The sequence below is a fragment of the Tamlana sedimenti genome, assembly GCF_038148895.1.
Classification (GTDB): Bacteria; Bacteroidota; Bacteroidia; order Flavobacteriales; family Flavobacteriaceae; genus Tamlana.
In genome coordinates, this window is record NZ_JBBVGQ010000003.1 from 437,246 (window position 1) to 449,492 (window position 12,247).

The 12,247-nt window shown below is 36.4% G+C and carries 11 protein-coding genes; 7 read left to right on the top strand and 4 right to left on the bottom strand.

Features of this window, described 5'->3' with window-relative positions; all coding sequences use genetic code 11:
- Positions 1-124: 124 nt before the first annotated feature.
- Complete coding sequence (locus tag WJN01_RS10145) at positions 125-1,075, bottom strand: phosphoribosylaminoimidazolesuccinocarboxamide synthase (protein ID WP_445197045.1); 951 nt, start codon at positions 1,073-1,075, stop codon at positions 125-127.
- Positions 1,075-2,028, bottom strand: coding sequence for a PhoH family protein (locus WJN01_RS10150; RefSeq protein WP_370476463.1), 954 nt, complete (start codon positions 2,026-2,028; stop codon positions 1,075-1,077). Before WJN01_RS10150 ends, WJN01_RS10145 begins: the two co-directional genes overlap by 1 nt.
- Positions 2,029-2,182: 154 nt before the next feature.
- On the opposite strand from WJN01_RS10150, the gene WJN01_RS10155 reads away from it, so the two are divergent.
- The 6 genes from WJN01_RS10155 to dnaN all read left to right on the top strand — a co-directional run bounded on the left by WJN01_RS10155 (position 2,183) and on the right by dnaN (position 7,600).
- Complete coding sequence (locus WJN01_RS10155; protein ID WP_445197046.1) at positions 2,183-3,076, top strand: SAM hydrolase/SAM-dependent halogenase family protein; 894 nt, start codon at positions 2,183-2,185, stop codon at positions 3,074-3,076.
- A gap of 12 nt (positions 3,077-3,088) precedes the next feature.
- Complete coding sequence (locus WJN01_RS10160) at positions 3,089-3,385, top strand: putative quinol monooxygenase (protein ID WP_445197047.1); 297 nt, start codon at positions 3,089-3,091, stop codon at positions 3,383-3,385.
- 60 nt (positions 3,386-3,445) lie between these two features.
- Positions 3,446-4,165: a gliding motility-associated ABC transporter permease subunit GldF gene (gldF, locus tag WJN01_RS10165; protein WP_445197048.1), complete on the top strand. Its 720-nt coding sequence runs from the start codon at positions 3,446-3,448 to the stop codon at positions 4,163-4,165.
- Complete coding sequence (locus WJN01_RS10170) at positions 4,162-4,647, top strand: hypothetical protein (protein ID WP_445197049.1); 486 nt, start codon at positions 4,162-4,164, stop codon at positions 4,645-4,647. Before gldF ends, WJN01_RS10170 begins: the two co-directional genes overlap by 4 nt.
- Complete coding sequence (gene gldG / locus WJN01_RS10175; RefSeq protein ID WP_445197050.1) at positions 4,640-6,307, top strand: gliding motility-associated ABC transporter substrate-binding protein GldG; 1,668 nt, start codon at positions 4,640-4,642, stop codon at positions 6,305-6,307. Before WJN01_RS10170 ends, gldG begins: the two co-directional genes overlap by 8 nt.
- A 174-nt stretch (positions 6,308-6,481) precedes the next feature.
- Positions 6,482-7,600, top strand: coding sequence for a DNA polymerase III subunit beta (gene dnaN, locus WJN01_RS10180; protein ID WP_445197051.1), 1,119 nt, complete (start codon positions 6,482-6,484; stop codon positions 7,598-7,600).
- 107 nt (positions 7,601-7,707) lie between these two features.
- On the opposite strand, the gene WJN01_RS10185 is transcribed toward dnaN, so the two are convergent.
- The gene (locus tag WJN01_RS10185) at positions 7,708-8,043 is read right to left on the bottom strand and encodes a DUF4870 domain-containing protein (protein ID WP_445197052.1); all 336 of its coding nucleotides are present in this window, start codon (positions 8,041-8,043) and stop codon (positions 7,708-7,710) included.
- A gap of 88 nt (positions 8,044-8,131) precedes the next feature.
- Positions 8,132-10,165 (bottom strand): adenylate/guanylate cyclase domain-containing protein, encoded by a 2,034-nt coding sequence (locus WJN01_RS10190; RefSeq protein ID WP_445197053.1) that lies wholly within the window; start codon positions 10,163-10,165, stop codon positions 8,132-8,134.
- A 119-nt stretch (positions 10,166-10,284) separates the two neighbouring features.
- On the opposite strand from WJN01_RS10190, the gene WJN01_RS10195 reads away from it, so the two are divergent.
- Positions 10,285-12,129 (top strand): sigma 54-interacting transcriptional regulator, encoded by a 1,845-nt coding sequence (locus WJN01_RS10195; protein ID WP_445197054.1) that lies wholly within the window; start codon positions 10,285-10,287, stop codon positions 12,127-12,129.
- Positions 12,130-12,247 lie beyond the last annotated feature (118 nt).

A 12,247-nucleotide genomic window follows, 5' to 3' on the forward strand; every position in this document is an offset into this window, starting at 1 on the left:
TCCTAAAATCCTACGGATTTTCATCGCAACGGAACCATGCTAAACCGATAAGCGCATCTTAAAATTAACATAATAAAAAAGGCTTTACAAAATATAAAGCCTTTTTTAATCATGTCATTTATTTTTACTTTTTCAAAAAAGCCAAAACATTAGCTTCAATACGTTCCTGTATGTTGCTTACATCAGCCTTAACAAAAGTTTCTCCAGTAATGTTTTCGTAAAGCTCTATATAGCGCTCACTAACGGTTTCAATATACTCGTCGCTCATAAAAGGCACGGTCTGCCCTTTCAAGCCTTGAAAGTTATTGCTGATTAGCCATTGGCGCACAAACTCTTTGCTCAACTGCTTTTGCGGTTCGCCTTTTTGTTGGCGTTCTTCATAGCCATCAGCATAAAAATACCTTGAGGAATCTGGGGTGTGTATCTCGTCAATCAATACAATTTTTCCATCTTTGGTTTTACCAAATTCGTATTTGGTATCTACCAAAATCAAGCCTCTGGCCGCTGCAATTTCAGTACCGCGCTTAAAGAGTTTTTTGGTGTAATCTTCCAAGATTTCATAATCCTCTTTTGAAACAATACCCCGTTTTAAAATATCTTCTCGGGAAATATCCTCATCGTGGTCGCCCATTTCGGCTTTGGTAGCCGGTGTTATGATGGGTTCTGGAAAAGCATCATTTTCTTTCATACCTTCCGGCATGGGCACACCGCAAAGCATACGCTTACCTGCTTTGTATTCGCGGGCAGCATGACCACTCATATAGCCACGAATCACCATTTCTACCTTAAAAGCCTCGCATAAATGCCCAACGGCTACATTGGGGTCTGGGGTGGCAGTTAACCAATTCGGCACCAAATCTTCGGTAGCAGCCATCATTTTGGTCGCAATTTGGTTCAGTATTTGCCCTTTATACGGAATACCTTTTGGCATAACTACATCAAAGGCCGAAAGCCTATCGGTGGCTATCATAACCAACTGCTCGTCGTTTATGTTATAAACTTCTCTAACCTTTCCTTTGTAAACGCTTATTTGTCCTGGAAAATTGAAATTGGTATCGATTATGGTGTTACTCATTACTCTCTGTTTTCAATACTCTTATAGGCCTCAATGACCTTTTTAACCAAGCTATGACGAATCACGTCTTTATCGTCTAAAAATATCATGCCCACGCCTTCTACATTCTTCAAAATCAATAAGGCTTCCTTGAGTCCTGAAATGGTGCGGCGCGGCAAATCAATTTGCCCTGGGTCTCCAGTCAACAAAAATTTGGCGTTTTTCCCCATCCGGGTTAAAAACATTTTCATTTGCGCATGGGTCGTGTTTTGACCTTCATCAAGAATTACAAAAGCATTATCCAAAGTTCTACCGCGCATAAATGCCAACGGTGCAATTTGTATGGTACCATTTTCAATATAATGCGCCAGTTTTTCTGGTGCAATCATATCACGCAACGCATCGTAAAGCGGTTGCATATATGGATCTAGTTTTTCCTTTAAATCACCTGGTAAAAACCCAAGGTTCTCCCCTGCTTCAACAGCTGGTCGTGTTAAAATAATACGCTTTACTTCCTTGTTTTTTAAGGCCTGAACCGCCAAAGCCACTCCTGTGTAGGTTTTTCCCGTACCTGCTGGCCCGATGGCAAAAACCATATCGTTTTTACGAATCAGCTCTACCAATTTGCGCTGATTGGTGGTTTGGGCTTTTATCAACCTTCCACCTACACCATGCACAATAACTTCACCACTTTGTTGCGACGTGTTATAATCGTCACTGCTTTGGCTGGTCAATACACGTTCAATGGTATTTTCGTCTAGCTTATTATACTTGCCATAATGCTTAAAAAGCATAGTCATACGATGGTCAAACTCCTCCAGCAACTCTTCATCGCCAAAAGCTTTAATTTTATTGCCCCGTGCTACTATTTTTAACTTAGGAAAGTGTTTTTTTATAAGTTCGATGTTGGCATTTTGAGCTCCAAAAAGTTCTTTAGGAGCAATCTCTTCAAGTTCAAGAATGATTTCGTTCAAAGGCTTATAATTATTTTTTAAAATTTCCGTTTGATTAAATGTGATTTATATCCAATCAGACAAAATGATTTCTTAGTTTTGTAATTGGTTATTAAAACTCAAAAATACTAAATTTGAGTGACCACGGACTAAAAACATATCAACAATTTTGCCCATGGCAATCATCACCCTAACTACCGATTTTGGCGAAAAAGACCACTTTGCTGGCGCAACAAAAGGCGCTATTTACAGTGAACTGCCCGAAGTGAAAATTGTTGATATCTCGCATTCCGTTTCGCCATTTAATATTCCTGAGGCGGCTTACATCATTCAAAATGCTTATAAAAGTTTTCCGAAGGGCACCATCCATATTATTGGGATTGATTCTGAATTAAATCCTGAAAACAAACATATTGCCCTAAAACTGGACGACCACTATTTTATATGTGCCAACAATGGTATTATGAGCATGATTTGTTCTGAAATTGCACCACAAAAAATTGTTGAAATTAACATCCATGATAAGATACAAACTAGTTTTCCTGTTTTGGATGTGTTTGTAAAGGTAGCCTGCCATATTGCGCGCGGCGGAACCTTGGAGGTTATTGGCAAAAACATTGAAGAAATAAAACCCATCAAGAATATTGTGCCTTATGTGAACGACGACAAAACGCAAATTGTGGGCAGTGTGATATACGTGGATAATTACGGAAATGTGGTGACCAACATCAAACGCAGTTTCTTTGAGGCCATTCAGAAAGGTCGGTCTTTCGAAATTTCTGCGAGAAACTACACATTTAAAAAAATACACAAAAAATATAGCGGCATTGTAAACTTTGAAATTCCCGAAAACAAACGACACGACGAGGGCCGTAAACTAGCCGTTTTTAACTCTGGAGATTTTTTGGAAATTGCCGTTTACAAAAGTAACAGTGAAAATGTAGGCAGCGCCTCAACACTTTTGGGACTTAGATTAATGGATGCCGTGAGTATTAATTTTATCGCTGCTCCATTGACACCGAAAGGTATCGATATCCAGCAAATCGTGTCTAAAGCCACCGATTTTTAAACAAAAAAATTTATGATAGTAAGAATAGTGAAAATGGGATTTTACAAGCAAAATATTGATGCTTTTTTGGATAATTTTCATGACACCAAGGCAGACATCAGGGCTTTTAAAGGCTGTTCTTATTTGGAGTTGTACAGAGATAAAAGTAACCCCAGCGTATTTTTCACCTATAGTTATTGGGAATCTGAAGAACATTTGGAACAATATCGAAAATCGGATTTATTCAAAAAAGTCTGGGGCAGGATTAAACCGCTTTTCAGCATTCGCCCCGAAGCCTGGAGTGTCGATAAAGTGGAAACACTGAAATAACGAATTAAATTAACGATATTTGAATTTTAATTCTGAAACCTTGAACCACAAAAACCTTTAATGTTAGCCATTTTAAAAAAAGAAATAAATTCATTTTTTGCCTCACCAATAGGGTATTTGGTTATTGGAATTTTTTTAGTACTTAATGGTTTGTTCCTTTGGCTATTTAAGGGCGATTTTAATATTCTAAACTACGGTTTTGCCGACCTGTCATCATTTTTTCTTTTGGCTCCATGGATTTTGCTATTCTTGATTCCTGCAGTAACCATGCGCAGTTTTTCAGATGAAAAAAAACAAGGCACTTTAGAACTGTTGCTCACCAAGCCCATTTCGGCTTTCAATATCGTTTTGGGTAAATATTTTGGTGCCTTTATCTTGATTATTATAGCGTTAATTCCAACGCTGTTGTACGTTTATACCGTTTACGAATTGGGCAACCCTGTTGGAAATTTAGATATGGGCAGTACATTGGGTTCTTATTTTGGGCTTTTGTTTTTGGTTGCTGCCTACACTTCAATAGGCGTGTTTGCCTCTACCCTTTCAGACAACCAGATTGTGGCCTTTATCGTTGGCGTTTTTATCTGCTTTTTCTTTTACATTGGTTTTGAAGGTATTGCTGATTATGCATCCAGCAATTTTATTGAACAATTGGGTATGAATGCCCATTTTAAGAGCATGGGTCGAGGTGTTTTGGATACACGTGATATTGTTTATTTTTTGAGCATCACCATGTTTTTTTTAATGTTAACCAAACTAAAATTGAATACCGAACGCAAATGATTATTACACCCACTTTTGTTATTTCCTTGATTTTGGTTTTTGTTTTGGTTTGGCTGTTTGTCAACACCATTGACAATCGTAAGTGGCTGACTTTTTTGGTCAGTTTGGTTTTGACGCCAATTGTTTATTTTTATGTGTTTTATCCTATTTTGAATATTTTTAGCAGTTACCATCATGAAAAGCATTTTGATGCCGAGGCTTGGGAAGCAGAACCCGCTTTACGCTTCGAAATGGCACATGAAATTTTAAACGACAGCATTTTTATCGAGAAAAACAAAGATGAAGTAAAAAGTCTTTTAGGTGAAAGCGAATGGTACGGGTGGGATAATGCCATAAAAGCCAACTCACCGGATAAATGGAACTACAACATGGGTTTTAAACCCGGAGCGTTTAACAACATGCAAGAATGCATTGAACTGAATTTTGAAAACAACAAAGTGAAGTCGGTTACCTCATATCAATTAGAAAAAACTTTTGACTAAATATTTAAAACATATCGTCATTCTTATCGCGGCTTTGGTTGCCGTTAACTTTTTAGGCAACAAGGTTTACAAACGTTTTGATTTAACTTCGGATAAACGTTATACTTTAAGCGAATCGGCAATTAACATCATAAAGGATATTGAATCTCCCATTATTGTTGACGTTTTTTTGGAGGGTGAAGATTTCCCCTCGGAATTTAGACGACTTCAAAAAGAAACACAACAATTACTTGAAGAGTTTGCAGCACAAAATAAAAATATTGTCTTCCATTTTATCAACCCGTTAGAAGAAGAAAGCACTAAGGAACAGAACATTCAGCAACTTACCCAACGTGGTTTAACACCAATGCAACTCAGCGTTCAAGAAAGTGGGAAATCCTCTCAGGCGGTCATTTTTCCGTGGGCTTTGGCAAGTTATAATGGGCAAACGGTTATTATTCCTTTAGTAAAAAACAAAATTGGTGCATCACAACAAGAATTGGTTACCAATTCCGTGCAACATTTGGAATATGCTTTTGCTGACGGATTTAACAAACTCACCAAACCAAAACACCAAAAAATAGCCATTTTAAAAGGCAACAAACAACTAGAGGACAAATACATAGCCGACTTCGTAAAAAAACTAGGTGAATACTATTTTATCGCACCTTTTACGTTGGACAGTGTTGCTTCAAACCCACAAAAAACACTTAAGGAAATTGAAACCTATGATTTGGTAATTTCCGCAAAACCCACCAAAGCGTTTACCGAAGAAGAAAAACTGGTTTTGGACCAATACACCATGAATGGTGGAAAGAGCCTTTGGTTGATTGATGCCGTAATCATGGAAAAAGACAGCCTATACAATGCTTCGGGTAAAAATTATGCTGTTACGAGGGATTTAAACTTAACCGACTTTTTCTTTAAATATGGTGTTCGAATAAATCCGGTTATGGTTAGTTCTTTATATTCTGCACCAATTACATTGGCCATGGGTAGTGGCAGCGAATCGCAATTTCAACATCTAAAATGGCCCTATTCGCCCTTGGCGGGTTCGAGCAGTAACCACCCCATTGTCAACAATTTGAATTTAGTAAAATTTGATTTTGCCAACCAAATAGATACCCTTAAAAACGAAGTTAAAAAAACCGTTCTTTTAGAGTCCACCCCATTGACCAAATTGGAGGGCACGCCACGAGAGGTGAGTTTGGACATTGTTACCAAAGAGCAAAATCCGCAATCGTTCAACAAAGGCAACCAAACCCTTGCCGTTCTTTTGGAAGGTGAATTCATCTCGGTATACAGCAACCGCATTAAGCCTTTTAAACTGTCAGGAGCAAAAGATAAAAGCGAACCAACCAAAATGATTGTTATAGCTGACGGTGACGTAATTAAAAACGACGTAGTTAGAGGCACGCCGCAAGAATTGGGCTTTGATAGATGGACGGGGCAGTTGTATGGTAACAAGGAATTTTTACTGAATGCCGTAAATTACCTTTTGGACGATAATGGACTTATAAACATTCGCTCCAAGGAAATTGCCGTGGCATTTTTAAACCAAGAAAAAATTTCGGACGAAAAAACGAATTGGCAGCTTATAAACATTGCCTTACCATTGGTTTTATTGGGGCTTTTTGGGTTTGTGTTCAGTTACGTTAGAAGGAAAAAATTTGCTTCCTAAATGTTAATAAGTTTGTTTCGAAATATAGACTGATTGGGATATATTTGTAAGTAATATAATGACAATTTAAACTAAGCTGGTTGGGCGAAATAAATTGGATTTCTTAGTAAACTTTCAAGAAATAGCTTAAACCCTTTATTTCCTTTAACCTGAGAAAAACGATAAAATCTTCAGATGAAATTCATAGTATCAAGCACGTATTTATTAAAACAATTACAAATTTTAGGAGGCGTTATAAATAGTTCGAACACCTTACCTATTCTCGACAATTTTTTATTTGAATTAAATGGCAGCCAATTAACTGTTTCTGCAAGCGATTTAGAAACCACTATGTCGTCAACCTTAAATGTTGAAAGTGATAGCGAAGGTAGCGTGGCCATACCGGCAAGGTTGTTATTGGATACCTTAAAAACATTTCCTGAGCAACCGCTTACCTTTGTTGTTGAGGACAACAATACGGTTGAAATAAGTTCAAACCATGGTAAATATGCCTTAGCTTATGCCAACGGAAATGAATTTCCAAAGGCGGTAGCGTTGGAAGATCCGAGCAAAACAGTTGTAACAGGCGATATTTTGGCAACAGCAATTAGTAAAACAATTTTTGCTGCGGGTAACGATGATTTGCGCCCAGTAATGAGCGGTGTGTTTTTCCAGTTTTCAACTGAAGGACTAACCTTTGTTGCCACCGATGCCCACAAATTGGTGAAATATACACGCGAGGATGTTTCGGCTAATCAGGTAGCAGAGTTCATCATGCCTAAAAAACCTTTAAATCTTTTAAAAGGTATTTTAGCTGCGAGTGAAGATGACGTAACCATTGAGTACAACGATTCCAATGCCAAATTTACTTTTGAAAATTCTGAATTGATTTGTCGTTTAATCGATGGGAAATACCCTAATTATGAGGCCGTAATCCCAAAAGAAAATCCGAACAAACTTGTGATTGACAGAAATCAATTCTTAAACTCGGTGCGTCGCGTGAGTATCTTTTCCAACAAAACCACTCATCAAATCCGTTTAAAAATTGCAGGTGCTGAATTGAATATATCTGCCGAAGATATTGATTACAGCAACAAAGCCGAAGAACGTTTAACGTGCGACTATCAGGGCGATGATATGCAAATTGGATTTAACTCTCGTTTTTTAACCGAGATGCTTAATAACCTAAATTCCGATGATGTACAATTGGAAATGAGCATGCCAAATAGAGCGGGGCTTTTAACGCCTATTGACGGACTTGATGAAGGCGAAAAGGTAACAATGTTGGTTATGCCTGTAATGCTCAACAATTAATTCCCTTAAAACCTCTAAACTAAACTAGATAAATAAGTTGCCTATGGCAGCAAACTAAAAACGCCCACCAAATTGATGGGCGTTTTATCTATCTCAATATAACTAAACTAACTAATAAAATTAAGAGATAAAGGGTATGTTGGGTTTTCTCCGTGGCTCGCCTTTATGGCATTAATTATTGGAAATATAAAGGATATAATACCCAAAATAATCAGTCCAAAAATACCTACCAATATAAGCACCAAAGGAATACAAATTATCGTGTACACAAGCATACTCAATTGAAAATTGACAATATGCTTTCCTTGTTCATCCATTTTGTAAACATTTTCCTTTTGGGTAGCCCATATAACTAAAGGAACTATAAGTCCGCCAAATCCAGTTAAAAAAGTGAGCAACTGGGCTAAATGTGTAATAACTAAAAGTTGGTTATCCTGTCTCATGATGATGGTTGTGTTTTTGATTGACACTTATACGACGCGTTCAAATTGGAAATGTTACAAATAGATGTTAATAATTGTATTACAGTATTTAGTCAACCTTATTTAATAAAGCTATAAAACGAGGCTCATTTCTAAGTGATTTAAACTTAATATCTTGTTTCAATCCCCAAAAAAACAATCCTTGACCACCAAATTCGTAATCTTTTTCAAGGTAATCCAGCGCCTTATCTTTTTCGCCACAGCCCATGTAAATTGTTGCAATCATGTAAGCTGGAACATAAATCGTTTCACTCTTATTAAGTTGATAATCCAAAATTTCTTTGGCTTTATCATATTCGCCAATCATACCGTAACAATACCCGAGCATCCAATTAGTATGTGAAGCAACACTTCTGGATGTGTAAAGATTAATTGCTTCTTGATATTTACCAATGGCCGCTAAATTAGTCGCTTTCATCCATATTAGCATATTATCATCGGGAAACTTCTTCAAAGATTCATCAATAAGATCTATTGCTTTTTGAAACTCATTTAAATAATAATAAGCCTGCCCCATATCTCCAATATACTTTGGAGATAAAGGATCCAATTTCAAAACTTTATTGAAATTTTCTTCCATTAATTCTAATTTACCTTGAAAAGCATATATCCATGCCAATTTATTATAAGCACCAACATAACTTGGATTAAGTTCAATCGCTTTTTTCAAATATCTAATTGCGGTTTCCTTTTCATATTTATAATAGCTTATTGCACCCAAGACCCCGAAAGTCCCTCCATCATTTGAATTAATCGCTAAAGCCGTTAAGGCGGGTACACTAGCTTTTTCTATCATTTTTTTTGGCGATTCTCTTCCCCAAAAAATATATTCTAAATAAGTTTCTGCAACACCAACATAAGCCCTACAAAACTCGGGGTCTTTTTCAATAGCTTTTTTAAATAAATTTTCCGCCATTTTTAATTCCTCTACTTTGCCGCCTCCTCTGTGAAAATACATTTGAGCTTCTTTAAATGCTTTGTAAGCTTCGGGATTTGTAGTTGGTTGGTTATCTATTCTGAGTACCTCTCCTTCACTTAAGGTAATTTTCAATGCATTTGCAATATCTCTAGATACATTACTCTGAATTTTAAAAATTTCCACTAGGGTCTTATCATAATTGTCAGCCCATAAATTTTTATTGTTATCCGCATCAACAAGGTTCGCGTTAATGCGCACTTGGTTATTATTAACCCTAACACTGCCCTCTAAAATATAATTCACATCTAATTCTTTTGCTATTTCTTGTATGGATTTTTTGGTTCCTTTATAGTGCATGGCTGATGCCCTTGAAATAACTTGTAAATTTTGAATTTTTGAAAGATGCGTTATAATATCTTCAGTGATTCCATCAGTAAAAATATTGGATTGTTCATCATCATTCATATTATTGAAAGGAAGAACAGCCAAAGTAGGCTGCTTAAGTCCATATTCTTTATCTCCTTTCTTAAGGGTAAAAAGTAAAATGAAAAAAATAAGTGATAGAATTCCTAAAAAAATAAAGCTCCTCTTCTTATACCTTTTGTAAACTTCAAAATCATTTGGTTTAGTTTTTCCCTTAAGATGTTCTTTATCAGGAATTACTAAATCTGCATTGGCAACTGCAAAAACTGGAATAACCTTATCTACATTTTTAAAATGTACAGCATCAATGAATTGTGTAGATAAATCCTTTTGATTCCTTATTTGATCATTTACTTTATCTGAAATCAATATACTGCCTGCAACTGCTAAAGATTCAATTCTAGAAGCAACATTTACTGCATCTCCTATAATATCTGATTCAGTTCTAATAATATCACCAACATGTACACCGATTCGAACTGGAATAGATGGCTCAGCCCTAAATGCTTTCTGCATTTCAATGCCACATTTAATGGCTTCTACCGAACTTCTAAAAGTACTTAACGTACCATCACCATAATATTGAATGAGTTCTCCTTTAAATTTATTGGTACATCTCACAAATATCTCTCGATGCTTTTCTCTTATCAATAAGGCCTCTTTCTCATCGTCTTGCATCAATGAGGTATACCCTTCAATATCGGTAAACATAATCGCAACAAGTTCTCTATGTTGTGGCATTGTGTATGTTGAGTTAAACAACTAATTTAATTAATTATCTTTAGAAATTGAATGTTAAAAAAACAAAGCTCAAAAAACCTCATAATAATTAATATCTTTATCATAACACAATCAATGCTATGGCCGAGGCAGCATCAGAAAATATCACTAAGTTTTTATCCCTAACCCCTTTTTTTTCAGAGTTATCTCACAAATCCCTTCTACACTTATCCAACAACGTTACTGAGGAAACTTTCATTAAAAATGAAACGATTTTTAAAAAAGGAGATACTGGAGATTCGATGTACGTCATTACCCACGGTAAAGTTAAAGTCCATGAAAAAGGACATATCTACGACACACTAAAATCAAATGATTGTTTTGGTGAATACGCCTTAATAGATAATGAAACCCGTTCGGCCTCAGTAACGGCCTTGGAGAATACGAAAGTTTTAAAAATTGAACGTGAACAATTTTTAGATCTGATAAAAAATGATAGTGGTTTTGCACAAGGTATTTTGGCCGTTATGATAAAACGCCATCGGGAGCTTGATACCATTCAAGAGCGACTGGCTTCATCAAAATTGGAAATTGAAGCGGCAAACAGCAAATTGAGTGGCCTAATCAACGGTGCCATGGATGCCATCATTATGTTTGGTAACGACTTTAAAATACTGTTGACGAACCCTTCGGCTAACAAAATACTGGAAAATGAAGATGTCCTGCAGCGCAACGTTTTGTTTTTCTTTGATGAGAACAGTGCAAATTTAATTGAGGACATTGTTAGGGAAGAAAATAACAGTAAATCCATTAACAAATACTTACCAAATTTTGTTAAAGTTATTGGGTCAGAAGATACAGAAACCCTAAACGAAGGTACAATTAGCAAATATGGTGAAGGCTCCAAAACCTTTTACACACTTATTTTAAGAAATATCGAGGAACGCTTGATTGCCGAAGATAAAATCAATTTGCTCACCAAACAGACTGAATATTTAACCGAAGAAATACAGGAGCTCACAAATAGCTATGGAATAATTGCCGAGGATAAAAGCATGAAAAATGCCTTGAACCTCATTCAGCAAGTCGCAAAAACCGACGCTACTGTTTTAATTCATGGCGAAACAGGAACAGGTAAAGAACTTGTTGCCCGAGCCATACACAAAGAAAGCAACAGAAATGATAAACCCCTGATAAGGATTAATTGCGGTGCCATTCCCGCCAACCTTATTGAAAGTGAACTGTTTGGCCATGAAAAAGGAGCGTTCACTGGAGCTACTGCAAGTAGAAAAGGGCGATTTTTATTGGCTGACAAAGGCACCATCTTTTTAGATGAAATAGGTGAAATGCCTTTAGAACTCCAACCTAAACTGCTGCGCATCATTCAGGAAGGCGAATTTGACCCTGTGGGAAGTTCAGAAACCATTAAAGTTGATGTTAGGATTATCGCGGCAACACACAGAAACCTTTTTGAGTTTTCAAAAGAAGGAAAATTTAGAGAAGACCTGTATTATAGATTAAATGTCTTTCCCATTGAAATACCCGCGCTTCGTGACAGAGGCCATGATATTTGTTTAATTGCCGAGGAAATGATCAAACAGTTTTCAAAAAAACTAAATAAACCCATTGCTGAACTATCAGACAATGACAAGACCCTACTAACCTCCTACTCATGGCCAGGCAATGTTAGGGAACTTCAAAATTTGATTGAACGTGCCGTTATTGTCTCCAAAAAAGGGAACATTAATTGGCAAACCATCATCCCAAATAATCTTGGTACAGATGAAAGAGCAATAGAGCCAGTCCAAGAAAAAATATTGACTTCAAAAGAACTGGTCGCTCTTGAAAAGAAAAACATCTTGAAAGCCCTGAAACAGACCAAATGGAAAATTTCTGGTGAAAACGGTGCTGCCGAATTATTACAACTACCACCAACAACCCTTGCATCGAGAATTAAAGCCTTGGGTATTGAAAGGCCTGTTTAATTCATTCTTATTTTAAAACTGCAAATTATTTCACGATATCTCGTTAATCAAATAACGATATTTCGTTAATCATCGAAATGTCGTTATATTTTTACATAGTGCATTTTATTGTATTTAT